The organism is Bradyrhizobium sp. (genome assembly GCF_016213215.1).
Lineage (GTDB): Bacteria > Pseudomonadota > Alphaproteobacteria > Rhizobiales > Xanthobacteraceae > Bradyrhizobium.
Genome location: NZ_JACRAW010000027.1, coordinates 40,575 through 55,410 on the forward strand (window position 1 = coordinate 40,575; position 14,836 = coordinate 55,410).

A 14,836-nucleotide genomic window follows, 5' to 3' on the forward strand; every position below is an offset into this window, starting at 1 on the left:
CTAAGCAAAAATCGGACCAACTACTAGGAACGGTTCTTGCTTTATGGCCCTGAGTCAGAGATTAGAATTTAGGCAGTCGCAGTCGCTGGTGATGACGCCGCAGCTGATGCAGGCGATCAAGCTGCTGCAACTGTCCAATCTCGACCTTTCGGCCTTTGTCGAAGAGGAACTGGAGCGGAACCCGCTACTGGAACGCCCCAGCGACAGCGCCGAGCCGCCGGTTCCGGGCGAGCCGGCCGGGGAGGCGCAATTCGGCGAAGCGACCGGACCGGCCGACGAGGGGGCGCAGGGTGCAGGGGAGGGGCTTGAGCCCGCCCCGGACGACTGGATGAGCGGCGATCTCGGCACCCGTACCGAGATCGAGCAGACGCTGGACACCGGCCTCGAGAATGTCTTTTCCGAGGAGCCGGCCGAGGCGGCCGCCCGCAATGCCCAGGAGGCCGCGCCCAGCGTCTACACCGAATGGGGCGGCGGCGCTTCGACGGACGAGAGCTACAATCTCGAGGCCTTTGTCGCCGCGGAATTGACGCTGGCCGATCACCTCGCCGAGCAGCTTTCTGTAGCCTTCACCTCGACGGCGCAGCGCATGATCGGACAATATCTGATCGACCTCGTCGACGAAGCCGGGTATCTGCCGCCGGACCTTGGCCAGGCAGCCGACCGGCTCGGCACCTCCCAGGAAGAGGTCGAGGCCGTGCTCGCGGTTATCCAGAAATTCGATCCGCCGGGCATCTGCGCGCGAAGCTTAAGCGAGTGTCTCGCCATCCAGCTGCGGGAGCTCGACCGCTACGATCCGGCGATGCAGGCACTGGTCGAGCATCTCGATCTGCTCGCCAAGCGCGACATCGGCGCCTTGCGCAGGGTCTGCGGCGTCGACGACGAAGACATCAAGGACATGATCGGCGAGATCCGCCATCTCGATCCCAAGCCGGGCCTCAAGTTCGGCTCGCTGCGGCTGCAGACCGTGGTGCCGGACGTTTATGTCCGCCCGGGTCCGGACGGCGGCTGGCACGTCGAGCTCAACAGCGACACGTTGCCGCGCGTTCTGGTCAACCAGACCTATTACGCGGAGCTGTCGAAGACGATCCGCAAGGACGGTGACAAGTCCTACTTCACCGACTGCCTGCAGAACGCGACCTGGCTCGTGCGCGCGCTCGATCAGCGCGCCCGCACCATTCTGAAGGTCGCGACCGAGATCGTGCGGCAGCAGGACGGCTTCTTCACGCACGGTGTCGCGCATCTGCGCCCGCTCAATCTGAAGGCCGTAGCCGATGCGATCCAGATGCACGAATCCACGGTGTCGCGCGTGACCGCCAACAAGTACATGGCGACCAATCGCGGTACCTTCGAGCTGAAGTACTTCTTCACCGCCTCGATCGCGTCGGCCGACGGAGGCGAGGCCCACTCGGCGGAAGCCGTTCGTCACCACATCAAGCAGTTGATCGATGCGGAGGATCCTTCCACGATCCTTTCGGACGACACCATCGTGGAACGGCTGCGCGCATCGGGCATTGATATCGCACGTCGCACGGTCGCGAAGTACCGCGAAGCCATGCGCATTCCCTCCTCGGTGCAGCGCCGCCGTGACAAGCAAGGTGCTCTTGGCAATCTGCTCCCGACCGCGTCCGCGGATCGGTCCCGAAATACCGAGCCCGCCTGATTGCGCCGACGCCAAATCGCGCTACTCTCAGTCCCCCTTTTTCGATCGATCCCAGCGCGGAATCAACCAAGCGAGGCATCAAGATGAGTCTGCGGATTTCGGGAAAAAGCATCAGCATCGGCGACGCGCTGCGTAGTCGGGTCAGTGCGCGTACCGATGAAGTCCTGCGCAAATATTTTGACGGCAATTATTCCGGCCACATCACGTTCAGCAAGGACGGGTTCGGGTTCCGCACCGACTGCGCCCTGCACCTGGACACAGGGATCACGCTGGAAGCCGACTCCAACGCACCCGACGCTTATGCCAGCGCCGACCAGGCGCTGCTCATGATTGAAAAGAGGCTCCGCCGCTACAAGAGCCGGCTGAAGGACCGCTCGGCACGGAAAGCGTACGCGGCGGCGGCGGCAATCGCGGAACTTCAGGCTCCGGTGCTGGACGCATCGAGCTATGTGATCGAGGCGCCCACGCATGACGACGGTGAGGTCGCCGCGTACAACGCCGTCATCATTGCGGAAGCGACCACCTCGTTGAAGCGACTGTCCGTCAGCGAGGCCGTCATGGAACTTGACCTGACCGGGGCCGCCTGCCTGGTATTCCAGCACGGCTCGAGCGGCCGGGTTAATTTCATCTACCGTCGCGCCGACGGCAATATTGGCTGGATCGACCCCCCGGTGGTTAAGTCGGAAAGCTAGCTATCTTCACCATTGACGCTTTCGGGCCCTCTTCCTATGGTCCGCCGCCCTTAAGGATAAGCAACGACCAAGACGGGCGCGGGAGTTGGCGCCGGGGTTGCGTTGGGGTAGAAGCCCCCCACATCACCACCGGTAACTGCGCCTTCCACCTGAATGTCTTGACGCTGGCCTGCTTGGGCCTATTCGCAACCTGACGGTTCAATTCACCTCGGAACGCCCTATGCCGATTACCGATTTGGTCGCACCCGAGGCGATTCTCCCGGCTTTGAAGGTCAACAGCAAGAAGCAGGCGCTGCAGGAGCTGGCGGCGAAGGCGGCGCAATTGACCGGGCAGAACGAGCGCTCGATTTTCGAGGTTCTGCTGCAGCGGGAGAAGCTGGGCACGACGGCAGTGGGCTACGGCGTCGCCATTCCACACGGCAAGTTGCCGAAGCTGGAAAAGATCTTCGGCCTGTTTGCCCGGCTCGAACGTTCGATCGATTTCGAGTCGATGGACGGCCAGCCGGTTGATCTCCTCTTCCTGCTGCTGGCGCCCGAGGGCGCGGGCGCCGACCACTTGAAGGCGCTGGCGCGGATCGCGCGCCTCTTGCGCGACCAGGATATCGCCAAGAAGCTGCGCGCCTCGCGCGACGCGCAGGCGATTTACTCGGTCCTGGCGCTGCCGCCGGCGACCGCAGCCTGAAGCGGTTTGCCAACCATCCTGATTGCGACGCGCGCGGGCTGTACGATCGGGCCGCTGTTCCGGCTCATCGCAGCCCGAAGGTGAAACGGGTCCGCCTCGGCTGACCGAGGCGAACCCGCCACTAAATCGTTCGGTGCTCCGACAGCGCTCAGTGAACGCTGACGGCCTGCAGCTCGTTGCTCCACGCGTTGGCGATCGCAGCCTCGCGGCTGTCGGTCAGCATGATCGGCGTGCCATCGGCCGAATGCAGCGCAAAAAGTTTAAGGCCCGGCGCGATTTTGGGGGCCTGAGGGAACAGGTCCGGCACGTCCTCGGAACGGATCTGCTTCACATAGGCGATATGACCCTCGCCAAGGGTGGCCAGCATCTCCGGTGAGACGCTCTCGGCTTCATAGATGACGCTACCGTCAGTCATGGTCTCGACTCCTCCAACACACCAAGCGGTCGAGTCCGCTACTCGTTCCATTATTCGTGTTCATTGATAGCGATTGTCTTAACGATCTTCTCCGGTTCCGGCCGGGCAAGATCGATCGACAACAACCCGTTCTTCAGATCCGCGCCCAGCACGTGCATCCCCTCTGCCAGCACGAAGGTGCGCTGGAAATGGCGCGCGGCAATGCCGCGATGGATGTATTGCCGGGCCTTGTCCTCCTGCTGCCGACCGCGAATTACGAGCTGGTTTTCCTCAATCGTTACATCGAGTTGATCGCGGGTAAAACCTGCGACCGCCAGCGTGATGCGCAGTCGTTCGGGCTGGCCGTCCGACCGTTCGAACCTCTCGATATTGTAGGGAGGGTAACCGTCGGCGCCTTTGACGACGCGATCGAGCACGCGCTCAATCTCGTCGAATCCCAAAAGGAACGGACTGGATAGCGAAGGAACACGAGACATAGTTTACAAAGTCCTCTCGAAGCGACTTTGAAGTTTCAGGGCCCTTACGGCGCCCCTTGCAAAGCAATATGGGGACATTGCCGTGGCGGTTCAAGCAGCTAGCGGTTCCTCGCAGGGCGGTCGCCGGTATGCGCGCGAGCGGACCCCAATCTCGCGCCACGAGCTCGGGATTTCGGCCCTCGGCGCGCCGGGTTGACGGCGGGCGTTCAGGGTTCGATCCGCCGCCGCCCGTCGGCCGTGAACAGGTGGAGCTTGTCGCGCGGAGCGGCCACCCGGATGCGCTGGCCGATCGCGGGAGCCTCGGCGCCCGGGATGCGGACGATCACTTCGCCCGGCGGCAGCTCTCCGGGCGTGGCGGCGACGCCCAGCTCTTCATGCTGCCGCGAACCGTACACGAAGGTCTCGGCGCCGACCCGCTCGATGGCCTCCACCGTCAGGCCAAGGGTGATCCCGCCATCCGGGGTTTTGTCGGTGATGGCGAAATCCTCCGGCCGGATGCCGACAATGCCGGCCTCCGCGGCAGGGCCGCCCGAGGGAAGCTGCGACCTGATATCGTCCGGCCGGATCGCCATCAGATTCATGGGCGGCGCGCCGATGAAGGAGGCGACGAAGGTGGTCTGGGGCTTCTGGTAGACCTCCAGCGGATTGCCGATCTGCTCCACCTCGCCGCCGTTCATCACCACCAGAATGTCGGCCAGCGTCATCGCTTCGAGCTGGTCGTGGGTGACGTAGATCGCGGTCGTGGAGAGGCGGCGCTGCAATTTGCGGATTTCGACCCGCATCGCGATGCGCAGCTTGGCGTCGAGGTTCGACAGCGGCTCGTCGAACAGAAAGACTTTCGGCTGCCGCACGATCGCGCGGCCCATCGCCACGCGCTGGCGCTGGCCGCCGGATAATTGCCGTGGCTTGCGCTCGAGCATGGCGCCGAGTTCGAGGATGCGCGCAGCTTCCTCCACGCGCGTCTTGATTTCGGCTTCCGCCATGCCGCGGTTGCGCAGGCCATAGGCCATGTTGTTGTAGACGCTCATATGCGGATAGAGCGCGTAATTCTGGAACACCATCGCGATGTCGCGATCGGCCGGTTCGATCTGGTTGACGACGCGCCCGCCGATGTCGATCTCGCCGCCGGTAATGGTCTCGAGTCCCGCGACCATCCGCAACAGCGTGGATTTGCCGCAGCCGGAGGGGCCGACCAGCACACAGAACTGGCCGTCGCCGACCTCGAACCCGATGCCTTTGATCGCCTCGAAGCCGCCGGGATAGGTCTTGCGGACGTTGCGGAGGGTTACGTTGGCCATTTCACTTTTCCGTCTGGACCAATCCGCGCACGAACAGCCGCTGCATGAAGATGACCACCGCGACCGGCGGCAACATGGCAAGGACCGCGGTCGCCATCGCGAGCTGCCATTCGGCGAGCTCGTCCGTCGTCACCAGCATCTTCTTGATGCCAATCACGATGGTCTGCATCGAATCCTGCGTGGTGATCAGCAGCGGCCAGAGATATTGATTCCAGCCATAGATGAACTGGATCACGAACAGCGCCGCCATTGTCGTGACCGACAGCGGCAGCAGCGTATCCCAAAAGAAGCGGAAAGGACCGGCGCCGTCGATGCGCGAGGCTTCCAGCAATTCGTCCGGCACGGTCATGAAGAACTGGCGGAACAGCAGCGTGCCGGTGGCCGATGCAATCAGCGGCAGGATCAGGCCGGCATAGGTGTCGAGCATCTTGAGGTCGGCGACGACCTTGTAGGTCGGATAGATGCGCACCTCGACCGGCAGCATCAGGGTGATGAAGATGATCCAGAACGCGGTCTTGCGGAATGGGAAGCGGAAGTAGACGACCGCATAGGCCGACAGGATCGAAATGAAGATTTTCCCGATCGCGATGCCGATCGCCGAGACGAAGGAATTGATCAGCATGTGCGCGACCGGCTCGCGGCTGGTGCGCGAGCCGCCGACGAAGATGGCGCGATAGTAGTTTTCCAGCGTCCGGCTGCCGGGTGTAGCGGGCATATGGCCGCCGACCACGGTCGCCGCGTCATGGGTCGAGGCGATCAGCGCGAGATAGACCGGAAAGGCGACGATCAGAATGCCGAGGGTAAGGATGGCGTAGGCGATGAAATCGCTGAGCGGGCGGTGCTCGACCATCAGTATTGCACCTTGCGTTCGACATAGCGGAACTGGATCGCAGTGAGCGCGATCACGATCACCATCAGCACCACCGACTGAGCCGCCGAGCCGCCGAGATCGCCGCCGAGCCGGCCATCGGCATAGACCTTGTAGACCATTGTCGTGGTGGAGCCGGCGGGTCCGCCGCCCGTGACGGCGTCGATGATGCCAAAGGTGTCGAAGAAGACGTAGACGACGTTGACCACCAGCAGGAAGAACGTTGTCGGCGACAGCAGCGGGAAGATGATGGTCCAGAAGCGGCGCATTGGCCCCGCGCCATCGATCGCGCCGGCCTCGATCACGCTTCTCGGGATCGATTGCAGGCCGGCGAGGAAGAACAGGAAGTTATACGAGATCTGCTTCCACACGGAGGCCATCACCACCAGGATCATGGCGTGCGTGGAGTTGAGCAACGGATTCCAGTCGAGGCCCATGCCGCGCAGCGGGCGCGCCAGCATGCCGAGCGAGGGCTGGAACATGAAGAACCAAAGCACGCCGGCAACCGCGGGCGCCACCGCATAGGGCCAGATCATCAGCGTCTTGTAGGCGCCGGCCGCTTTCAGGTTCTTGTCGGCCTGGGTCGCGAACAACAGCGCGATGGAGAGCGACAACGCGGCGACCAGCGTCGAGAAGATCACTGTCGTCAGCATCGACCGGTAATATTCAGGCTGGGCGAACAGCGCCTCATAATTCTCGAGACCGACAAATTCGGACACGAGGCCGAACGCATCCTCGCGCAGGAAGGACTGCCAGATCGCCTGGCTTGCCGGCCAATAGAAGAAGACAACCGTGATGACGAGCTGCGGCAGCAGCAGCAGATACGGCAGCAGGCGGTTGTTGAAAACGGTGGCTTTTTCCATTCAGGCGTCGCGGTCTTACCGGTGATGCAGCGCTCCCTCCGCAGGAGGGAGCGCCGGTAGCCTGGTTCGGCTTCGCCTACTTTGCAGTCTTCTCGAAGGCGCGCAACATGGCGTTGCCGCGAGAGACGGCAGAATCGAGGGCTTCCTTCGCGGACTTCTTGCCGGCCAGCGCTGCCTCGATCTCCTCAGACCAGAGATCGCGCATCTGCACCATGTTGCCAAAGCGCAAGCCGCGCGAATTCTCTGTCGGCTCCTTGTTGGTGAGCTCCTTCAGCGGTGTTTGCAGCGTCGGGTTCTTCTCATAGAAGCCGTCCTTGATCGACTTCTCGTAGGCCGCCTTGGTGATCGGCAGATAGCCGGATTCCTGGTGCAGCTTGGCCTGACGGCCGGTGTCCGACAGGAAGGTGAAGAACTTTGCGACGCCCTTATATTCTTCCGGCTTCTTGCCGCCCATCACCCAGAGCGACGCGCCGCCGATGATCGAGTTCTGCGGGGCACCGGCGACATCAGGGTAGTATGGCATCGGCGCGGAGGTGAAGTCGAACTTGGCCGTGCCTTTGGCGGTGGCGTAATAGCCCGACGAGGTCAGGAAGATCGCGCATTCGCCGGAGCCGAAGCGGGCTTCGTTGGTGCTGGTGCGGCCACCGTAGTCGTAGGTCTTGTCCTTCTGCAGATCGACGAGGTTCTGCAGATGTTTGACGTGAACCGGCGAATTGAACTTCAGCTCGGTATCGAAACCGTCGAGGCCGTTGGCCTTGGTGCCGATCGGCAAATTATGCCAGGCGGAGAACTGCTCGATATGCGCCCAGGAGGCCCAGGCGTTGGAGAAGCCGCAGGTCTCATGGCCGGCCGCCTTCAGCTTCTTGGCGGCGTCGAACACTTCCGGCCAGGTCTTCGGAATTTGCGCGACGCCGGCCTTCTTCAATTCATCCTTGTTGATCCACATCACCATGGAGGACGAGTTGAAAGGAAACGACAGCATGTCGCCCTTCGAGGTCGAGTAGTAGCCGGTGATGGTCGGCAGATACGCCTTGGGATCGAACGGCTCGCCCGCGTCCTTCATCAGCTGGTAGACTGGCTTGATGGCGCCGGTGGCGCTCATCATGGTCGCGGTGCCGACCTCGAACACCTGCATGATGTGCGGCGCATTGCCGGCCCGGAACGCAGCGATGCCCGCATTCATGGTGTCGGGATAGCTGCCCTTGTAGGACGGCACGACCTTGTAGTCGGACTGGCTGGCGTTGAACTCCTCGGCGAGCTTGTTGACGATGTCATTGTTGCCGCCGGTCATGGCATGCCACCACTGGATCTCTACCACCGCATGAGCCGGCGAAGCGCCGAATGCCATCGTGGCCGCAACCGCGGCAGCCGCACTGAATTGTCGAAGAGTCATCAAAATTCTCCCCAGGGATCGTCGTCGATTTGATGCGCTAGCAGCGCCAGATGACGTTCAAATGACTGTGTAAGCGGGCCGATCGTAGGCGGCAAGCGGCACGGAAGGGAAGCGGTAAAATAGGCAAGAACTATCGTTCGGGCGCCGCGCGATCGCTCCATTCAAGGCGTGAATGCCGCTGATGCGAGCTGACCTGGCGAGCCGCCGGAAGCTGCGCCGCATCACGACCGATGCTGCGCCGCCTTCAGAAAGCGATTCTTGCGACCCGGGCCTAGCGTTTCCGCTGCGGCCCGCAGACCACGCCTTTGCTGACGAGAGCCTCGACCTCGCTCCGGGAGTATCCGAATTCGGCAAGCACCTCGGCCGTGTGCTGGCTGAATTTCGGCGGTACGCGGCGAAGGCTCGGCTTGCTGCGCTCGAGCCGGATCGGGGAGGCCACGCCCTTGTACCAGTCCTTGGCAATAATATCGCCGCGGTAGATCGTGTGCGGATTGTTCAACGCCTGGTCGATCTTCTGCACGGGCCCGGCCGGCAGTCCTGCAGCCAAAAGGCGATCGCAAAGCGGTTCGGCCTCATGCTGACTGAATACGGCGGCGAGCTCCGCGCGCAGGGCTTCACGGTTGGCGACACGATCCTTGTTGCGGGCAAAGCGCGGATCGGTGGCAAGCTCGGGCTTGCCGATCTCCTGGGCCAGCTTGCGGAACGTGCCGTCGTTGCCGACGCCGATGAAGATATCGTCGGTCTTGGTGGGAAAGATCGCGTACGGCACGAGGTTCGGATGCTCGTTCCCGGTGAGGCTCGGCGGCTTGCCATGCATGAAATAGTTCGCGGTGTGCGGATGCATGATGGCAAGTCCGGTCTCGAACAGCGTCGTTTCGAGGAACTGACCAAGGCCCGAACGCTGCCGCTCCGCCAGCGCCATCAGGATTCCGATCGCGGCGTAGAGCCCGGTCGAGATGTCGACGAGCGGCACGCCAATGCGCGTCGGGCCGCTTTGCGGTGAACCGGTCGCGGCGATCATGCCGGTCATGGCCTGGATGATGGCGTCATAGCCGGGATTGCCGCCGCGCGGGCCGTCGGCGCCGAACCCGGAAATCCGGCAATGGACCAGGCGCGGAAATTTCGCCCGCAGCACGTCATTGCCGATGCCCCATTTGTCGAGCGTGCCGGGCTTGAAATTCTCGATCAGGGCGTCGGCGGTCTCCAGCATCTTGAGCAGCACCGCGCGTCCGCCTTCGGAGGCAAGGTCGAGCCCGATCGAACGCTTGTTGCGGTTGATGCCGACGAAATAGGCGGCGTCTTCGTCGTGGAAGGGCGGGCCCCAATCCCGCACCTCATCGCCCGCGGGCGGCTCGACCTTGATGACGTCGGCGCCGTGGTCGGCCAGGATCTGCGTGCAATAGGGGCCGCCGAGCACGCGCGTGAGATCGATCACGCGCAATCCGCTCATCGCACCTGATGCGGCTTCGGAACTCATGAAAGCAACCTTCGCTGAAGAATGGATCGAACGGTTCGAACCGTTCGAAGCTCACGCCTAGCGAGGTTCGGCTGGGCCAGCAATGCCTTCCTGCGCGGAGCGGCATGCAGCATGGCTGTGCGTTGGTGCCGCGCTGCGAGGATTCCCAAGCGGGCCGGCCGGGCCGAAGAGCTCGCTCCAGGCCGGCCGGCTCGCGCGTCAGACTACCTTCAGGCGGACATCGACATTGCCGCGCGTGGCGTTGGAATAGGGACAGACTTGGTGCGCCTTGGCGGCCAGCGCCTCGGCTTCCGTGCGGGGCACGCCCGGCAGGGAGACGGCGAGTTCGATATCAAGTCCGAATCCGCCTTCCGAGCGTGGCCCGATGCCCACGGTCGAGGTTACCGAGGTGTCGGCCGGTAGCTTCGGACCGCCCTGCGAGGCGACGAATTTCATCGCGCCGATGAAGCAGGCGGCATAGCCGGCCGCGAACAGCTGTTCGGGATTGTTGCCAGGACCGCCGCCTCCGCCCAGCTCCTTCGGCGTGGCAAGCTTGACGTTGAGCGTTCCATCCTGGGTTGCGGCCTGGCCGTCGCGGCCGCCGGTGGCCTTGGCGCTGGTTCGGTAAAGTACGTTCACGGACATCGGGGTCTCCTCACTCGGTTCCACTGGCCATCTGTATTGCTCACAATTAGATTGTGTGCAATTAAAAATGCGCCAGTCTCACATTCAATTGTCCGCAATTGATCAGGCGGACGAAGGCCGGCAGAATCGTGAGCGCAGGCCCGGAGATTTGCGATGGTGAAGAAGAACGGTGGGGACCAGGTGCTCGCGCTGGGCAACCAGCTGTGCTTTGCCGTCTATTCGACCGCGCACGCGTTCAACCGCGTATACAAGCCGCTCCTCGACCGGCTCAGGCTGACCTATCCGCAATATCTGGTGATGCTGGTCCTGTGGGAGCGTGACGGTGTGGCCGTGAAGGAGATCGGCGAGCGCCTGTTTCTCGATTCGGGCACCCTGACCCCGCTACTCAAGCGGCTGGAGGCGGCGCAGCTCGTCAAGCGGACCCGCAGCCTCGAAGACGAGCGGCAAGTGCTGATTGCGCTGACCCCGCAGGGTCAGGAGCTACGTGAGAAAGCGAAGGCCGTGCCACAGGCGATTCTTGCCGCGACGGCGTGCTCGGTCTCTGAACTGGCCACCGCGCGAGACCAGCTCGTCGCGCTGCGCGACCGTCTGAACGCGGCGGCAGGGGAGTAGGGGCGGATCAACCGAAACGGGCTACGCCGCGGCAGCTGTCGCTTCGCTAGGAGCGAGCACGGCGTGCTCGCCGAGCCATAGCTCGCGAAGCGAGCGAAGGCTGGTGGAGCCAGGCGGGATCGAACCGCCGACCTCTTGCATGCCATGCAAGCGCTCTCCCAGCTGAGCTATGGCCCCTTAACGCCGCCGGCGCGCTGTGGGCGACGCGCCAGAAAAGACCCAGAACCACAGTTCTGGGATTATCTCAAGTCTCTTCGTCGCCTCCGACGTCGCCGATGATGTCGGTGACGTCCTCATCGCCTTCTTCTTCGTCGGCAATGAAGGTCGAATCGTCGTCCTCATCGTCCTCGAGGGTCTCGTCGATCTCGATGTCGTCCTCCGATTCAGGCACGACTGCCTTGACCTTGCCGGTTTTCTCCTCGGCATCGGCCTCCTCGAGCGGCACCAACTCTTCGGCTTCCGCCGGCTCCGGCGCCACGTCGGGGATCGGCGCGCCAGTGCGGGCACGCACGGGTGCCACAGGCGCGATCGGCACAACTTCTCCGGTATAGGGTGAAATCACCGGACTCTTGTTTAGGTCGTAGAACTTCTTGCCAGTGGTCGGGCAAATACGTTTGGTTCCAAGATCGGATTTGGCCACGGTGGAAATCCTGGGAATGTCTGAGGAGCGGTGCTTCACTTGGCTAGTTGAGAGCCCGCTGTCAATAGCGCTTTACAGAAGAAAGACGGGACCGTGACGCGCTGGGGAGCATGTGATACCTGCCCGGCAAATCTGCGGACGCATCGCTAAGGACCCAACTTGACCCATTCCGACCAACCGAGGCCGCTCGAAGCCCGAGCCAGCGGTCCGTTAACCGGGGAAGTCCGCGTGCCCGGCGACAAGTCGATCTCGCACCGGGCCCTCATCTTGGGGGCGCTTTCCGTCGGCGAAACCCGGATTTCCGGCCTCCTGGAGGGTGAAGACGTCCTCAATACGGCACAATCGATGCGCGCCCTGGGCGCCAAGGTGGAGCGGACCGGCGATTTCGCGTGGGTTGTCCGGGGCGTCGGAGTCGCCGGCTTCGCGCAGCCCAGGGATCCGCTCGATTTCGGCAATTCCGGTACCGGCTGCCGGCTCGTCATGGGAGCCGTCGCCGGCTGTCCCATTACCGCGGTTTTCGACGGCGATGCCTCGCTGCGCAGCAGGCCGATGCGGCGGGTGCTCGATCCCCTGGAGCAGGTGGGCGCCAGGGTGATCGCCGGCGGGGAGGGCGGACGGTTGCCGCTCACGCTGCAGGGCGCACGCAATCCGTTGCCGATCGAGTATCGGACCCCGGTCGCTTCGGCCCAGATCAAGTCGGCCGTGCTGCTGGCGGGGCTCGCAGCGCCGGGCACCACGACCGTCATCGAGACCGAGGCGAGCCGCGACCATACCGAGCTGATGCTGAGGCATTTCGGCGCCGAAATCGTTTCGGTGCCGGAAGGGGCGCACGGCCGCCGCATCACGCTGACCGGGCAGCCCGAATTGCGGGGCGCCGATGTCGTGGTGCCGGCCGATCCGTCCTCCGCGGCCTTCCCGGTCGTTGCAGCCCTGATCGTCGAAGGCTCCGATCTGATCCTCACCGACGTCATGACCAATCCGCTGCGCACCGGTCTGTTCACGACGCTCCGCGAGATGGGCGGGTCGATCGAGGAGAGCGAGGTGCGTGGCGACGCCGGCGAGCCCATGGCGCGCCTGCGGGTGCAGGCCTCGCGCCTGCGCGGTGTCGAGGTGCCGCCGGAACGCGCCCCCTCGATGATCGACGAATATCTGATCCTCGCGGTCGCGGCCGCCTTCGCCGAGGGCAGGACGATCATGCGCGGCTTGAAGGAGCTGCGCGTCAAGGAATCCGACCGCCTGGCGGCGACTGCCGAGATGCTGCGCGTCAACGGCGTGAATGTGGAGATTTCCGGCGACGATCTGATCGTCGAGGGCAGGGGCCATGTGCCCGGCGGCGGCCTTGTCACGACCCATATGGACCACCGGATTGCGATGTCCGCGCTGGTCATGGGGCTCGTCGCGGACAAGCCGGTCAAGGTCGACGATACCGCTTTCATTGCCACCAGCTTCCCGGATTTCATTCCGATGATGCGTTCGCTAGGGGCCGAGTTTTCATGATCATCGCCATCGACGGACCCGCCGCCTCCGGCAAGGGCACCTTGGGCAAGCGCCTCGCCCATCATTACGGCTACCGGCATCTCGACACCGGTGTCATCTACCGCGCCGTGGCCTATGCGCTGATGAAGGCCGGCGCCGATTTGCGCGACGAGCCCGCCGCCGTCACCGCCGCCCAGGAACTCGATCCCGAGAAATTCGGTGACCCCGTCCTGAAGACGCAAAAGGTCGGCGAGGCCGCTTCCGTGGTATCTGCCTTGCCCCGGGTTCGGGAGGCTTTGGTTAATTTTCAGCGCCAATTTGCCGCGGATCCGCCAGGGGCAGTCCTCGACGGCCGCGACATTGGAACCGTGATCTGCCCGGATGCGGACGTGAAGATCTTCGTTGTCGCCGACCCCAAGGTGCGCGCCCGTCGCCGCACGCTGGAGGCGCGGGCACGGGGCGAGGACGCTGACGAGGCCGCCGTGCTTGCCGATATCCTCCAGCGCGACGAGCGCGACCGCAACCGCTCGGTGGCCCCTCTGAAGCCGGCACCGGATGCTTACTTGCTAGATAATTCGCAACTGGATATAGAAGGCGGCGTCCGGGCCGCCATCGACATCATCGAGGCCGTCCGAGCGGGCCGGCAGCGGGGTTGATCCGCAGCCGTCATTGGAGGAACGCCCGCTCCCGCTCTCGAATTGTCGATACCTCGCTCCCGCTATTCGGGGTCGATGACGTTCAAGGCTCCGGAGCAACTTCAACGTATCGAACGTGCAGGCTTGTGCCGGCCCGCTGTTGCCTCGGGGCAACCGGCGGTCGCTCGAGGGTTTGCGGACCTTACGACACTGCATGCGCGATGCGCCCTTAAACCAGAATGGCCGGCAAGTATTCCGCAAGTGGAGAACAAATGGCTTTGACTACTGCTGATACCTACCACCCGACGCGCGATGATTTCGCGGCTATGCTCGACGAGTCCTTTACTCGCGGCAACCTGCAGGAAAGCTCCGTCGTCAAGGGCAAGGTGGTTGCGATTGAAAAGGACATGGCCGTCATCGACGTCGGCCTGAAGACCGAGGGCCGCGTCGCGCTGCGCGAATTCTCCGGCCCCGGCCGCGAAAGCGATCTGAAAGTGGGCGACGAGGTCGAAGTGTTCCTCGATCGCATCGAAAACGCGCTCGGTGAGGCCGTGCTGTCGCGCGACAAGGCGCGCCGCGAAGAAAGCTGGGGCAAGCTCGAAAAGGCCTTCCAGAACAACGAAAAGGTCATGGGCGTCATCTTCAACCAGGTCAAGGGCGGCTTCACCGTCGACCTCGACGGCGCCGTTGCCTTCCTGCCGCGCTCGCAGGTCGACATTCGTCCGATCCGCGACGTCGCGCCGCTGATGAACAACTCGCAGCCGTTCCAGATCCTCAAGATGGATCGCCGCCGCGGCAACATCGTCGTGTCCCGCCGCACGGTGCTGGAAGAGACCCGCGCCGAACAGCGCCAGGAGCTGGTCCAGAACCTCGAAGAGGGTCAGGTGATCGACGGCGTGGTCAAGAACATCACCGACTACGGTGCGTTCGTTGATCTCGGCGGCATCGACGGCCTGCTGCACGTCACCGATATCGCCTGGCGCCGGGTCAACCACCCGAGCGAGGTCCTGAGCATCGGCCAGACC

Annotated in this window: 16 protein-coding genes and 1 tRNA gene; 7 read left to right on the plus strand and 10 right to left on the minus strand. The window is 63.5% G+C overall.

From position 1 onward, the window contains the following. Positions 1-43: 43 nt before the first annotated feature. The 3 genes from rpoN to ptsN all read left to right on the plus strand — a co-directional run bounded on the left by rpoN (position 44) and on the right by ptsN (position 3,034). Positions 44-1,660, plus strand: coding sequence for an RNA polymerase factor sigma-54 (gene rpoN / locus HY852_RS06940; RefSeq protein WP_291603659.1), 1,617 nt, complete (start codon positions 44-46; stop codon positions 1,658-1,660). A gap of 83 nt (positions 1,661-1,743) precedes the next feature. Then, positions 1,744-2,352 carry a ribosome-associated translation inhibitor RaiA gene (raiA, locus tag HY852_RS06945; RefSeq protein ID WP_291603660.1) on the plus strand — a complete coding sequence of 203 codons (609 nt, stop codon included), beginning with the start codon at positions 1,744-1,746 and terminating at the stop codon, positions 2,350-2,352. Positions 2,353-2,572: 220 nt separating this feature from the next. Then, entirely contained in the window at positions 2,573-3,034 is a 462-nt protein-coding gene (ptsN, locus tag HY852_RS06950; protein WP_291603661.1) for a PTS IIA-like nitrogen regulatory protein PtsN, read from the plus strand. A 148-nt stretch (positions 3,035-3,182) separates the two neighbouring features. On the opposite strand, the gene HY852_RS06955 is transcribed toward ptsN, so the two are convergent. The 8 genes from HY852_RS06955 to HY852_RS06990 form a co-directional block, all read right to left on the minus strand. Next, complete coding sequence (locus HY852_RS06955) at positions 3,183-3,449, minus strand: DUF1150 domain-containing protein (protein ID WP_291603662.1); 267 nt, start codon at positions 3,447-3,449, stop codon at positions 3,183-3,185. A 50-nt stretch (positions 3,450-3,499) separates the two neighbouring features. Further along, positions 3,500-3,925, minus strand: a complete 426-nt coding sequence (locus HY852_RS06960; RefSeq protein ID WP_291603663.1) for an Hsp20 family protein — start codon at positions 3,923-3,925, stop codon at positions 3,500-3,502. Between the two features lie 206 nt (positions 3,926-4,131). Further along, positions 4,132-5,223 carry a sn-glycerol-3-phosphate import ATP-binding protein UgpC gene (locus tag HY852_RS06965; RefSeq protein WP_291603664.1) on the minus strand — a complete coding sequence of 364 codons (1,092 nt, stop codon included), beginning with the start codon at positions 5,221-5,223 and terminating at the stop codon, positions 4,132-4,134. Position 5,224: 1 nt separating this feature from the next. After that, positions 5,225-6,073 (minus strand): sn-glycerol-3-phosphate ABC transporter permease UgpE, encoded by an 849-nt coding sequence (gene ugpE / locus HY852_RS06970; protein ID WP_291603665.1) that lies wholly within the window; start codon positions 6,071-6,073, stop codon positions 5,225-5,227. Next, positions 6,073-6,954, minus strand: coding sequence for a sn-glycerol-3-phosphate ABC transporter permease UgpA (ugpA, locus tag HY852_RS06975; RefSeq protein ID WP_291603666.1), 882 nt, complete (start codon positions 6,952-6,954; stop codon positions 6,073-6,075). The genes ugpE and ugpA overlap by 1 nt, the downstream gene beginning before the upstream one ends. 76 nt (positions 6,955-7,030) lie before the next feature. After that, positions 7,031-8,347, minus strand: coding sequence for a sn-glycerol-3-phosphate ABC transporter substrate-binding protein UgpB (ugpB, locus tag HY852_RS06980; RefSeq protein WP_291603667.1), 1,317 nt, complete (start codon positions 8,345-8,347; stop codon positions 7,031-7,033). A gap of 271 nt (positions 8,348-8,618) precedes the next feature. Continuing rightward, positions 8,619-9,824, minus strand: coding sequence for a CaiB/BaiF CoA-transferase family protein (locus HY852_RS06985; protein ID WP_291603668.1), 1,206 nt, complete (start codon positions 9,822-9,824; stop codon positions 8,619-8,621). A gap of 198 nt (positions 9,825-10,022) precedes the next feature. Next, positions 10,023-10,448 (minus strand): organic hydroperoxide resistance protein, encoded by a 426-nt coding sequence (locus tag HY852_RS06990; protein ID WP_291603669.1) that lies wholly within the window; start codon positions 10,446-10,448, stop codon positions 10,023-10,025. A 153-nt stretch (positions 10,449-10,601) separates the two neighbouring features. On the opposite strand from HY852_RS06990, the gene HY852_RS06995 reads away from it, so the two are divergent. After that, positions 10,602-11,060 carry a MarR family winged helix-turn-helix transcriptional regulator gene (locus tag HY852_RS06995; protein WP_291603670.1) on the plus strand — a complete coding sequence of 153 codons (459 nt, stop codon included), beginning with the start codon at positions 10,602-10,604 and terminating at the stop codon, positions 11,058-11,060. A gap of 101 nt (positions 11,061-11,161) precedes the next feature. Here HY852_RS06995 and HY852_RS07000 read toward each other — a convergent pair. Beyond that, a tRNA-Ala gene (locus HY852_RS07000) sits at positions 11,162-11,237 on the minus strand. Between the two features lie 67 nt (positions 11,238-11,304). Then, the gene (locus tag HY852_RS07005; protein ID WP_291603671.1) at positions 11,305-11,700 is read right to left on the minus strand and encodes a TIGR02300 family protein; all 396 of its coding nucleotides are present in this window, start codon (positions 11,698-11,700) and stop codon (positions 11,305-11,307) included. A 159-nt stretch (positions 11,701-11,859) separates the two neighbouring features. Between HY852_RS07005 and aroA the strand changes: the two genes are divergently transcribed. The 3 genes from aroA to HY852_RS07020 all read left to right on the plus strand — a co-directional run. After that, positions 11,860-13,197 (plus strand): 3-phosphoshikimate 1-carboxyvinyltransferase, encoded by a 1,338-nt coding sequence (gene aroA / locus HY852_RS07010; RefSeq protein WP_291603672.1) that lies wholly within the window; start codon positions 11,860-11,862, stop codon positions 13,195-13,197. Then, positions 13,194-13,832: a (d)CMP kinase gene (cmk, locus tag HY852_RS07015; RefSeq protein WP_291603673.1), complete on the plus strand. Its 639-nt coding sequence runs from the start codon at positions 13,194-13,196 to the stop codon at positions 13,830-13,832. The genes aroA and cmk overlap by 4 nt, the downstream gene beginning before the upstream one ends. A gap of 251 nt (positions 13,833-14,083) precedes the next feature. Next, positions 14,084-14,836 (plus strand): S1 RNA-binding domain-containing protein (locus HY852_RS07020; RefSeq protein WP_291603674.1); only part of this gene is annotated, 753 nt, incomplete at its 3' end.

Coding starts and splice junctions, on each gene's coding strand:
- rpoN (WP_291603659.1), top strand. CDS start 44: ATGGCCCTGAGTCAGAGATTAGAATTTAGGCAGTCGCAGTCGCTGGTG.
- raiA (WP_291603660.1), top strand. CDS start 1,744: ATGAGTCTGCGGATTTCGGGAAAAAGCATCAGCATCGGCGACGCGCTG.
- ptsN (WP_291603661.1), top strand. CDS start 2,573: ATGCCGATTACCGATTTGGTCGCACCCGAGGCGATTCTCCCGGCTTTG.
- HY852_RS06955 (WP_291603662.1), bottom strand. CDS start 3,449: ATGACTGACGGTAGCGTCATCTATGAAGCCGAGAGCGTCTCACCGGAG.
- HY852_RS06960 (WP_291603663.1), bottom strand. CDS start 3,925: ATGTCTCGTGTTCCTTCGCTATCCAGTCCGTTCCTTTTGGGATTCGAC.
- HY852_RS06965 (WP_291603664.1), bottom strand. CDS start 5,223: ATGGCCAACGTAACCCTCCGCAACGTCCGCAAGACCTATCCCGGCGGC.
- ugpE (WP_291603665.1), bottom strand. CDS start 6,073: ATGGTCGAGCACCGCCCGCTCAGCGATTTCATCGCCTACGCCATCCTT.
- ugpA (WP_291603666.1), bottom strand. CDS start 6,954: ATGGAAAAAGCCACCGTTTTCAACAACCGCCTGCTGCCGTATCTGCTG.
- ugpB (WP_291603667.1), bottom strand. CDS start 8,347: ATGACTCTTCGACAATTCAGTGCGGCTGCCGCGGTTGCGGCCACGATG.
- HY852_RS06985 (WP_291603668.1), bottom strand. CDS start 9,824: ATGAGTTCCGAAGCCGCATCAGGTGCGATGAGCGGATTGCGCGTGATC.
- HY852_RS06990 (WP_291603669.1), bottom strand. CDS start 10,448: ATGTCCGTGAACGTACTTTACCGAACCAGCGCCAAGGCCACCGGCGGC.
- HY852_RS06995 (WP_291603670.1), top strand. CDS start 10,602: ATGGTGAAGAAGAACGGTGGGGACCAGGTGCTCGCGCTGGGCAACCAG.
- cmk (WP_291603673.1), top strand. CDS start 13,194: ATGATCATCGCCATCGACGGACCCGCCGCCTCCGGCAAGGGCACCTTG.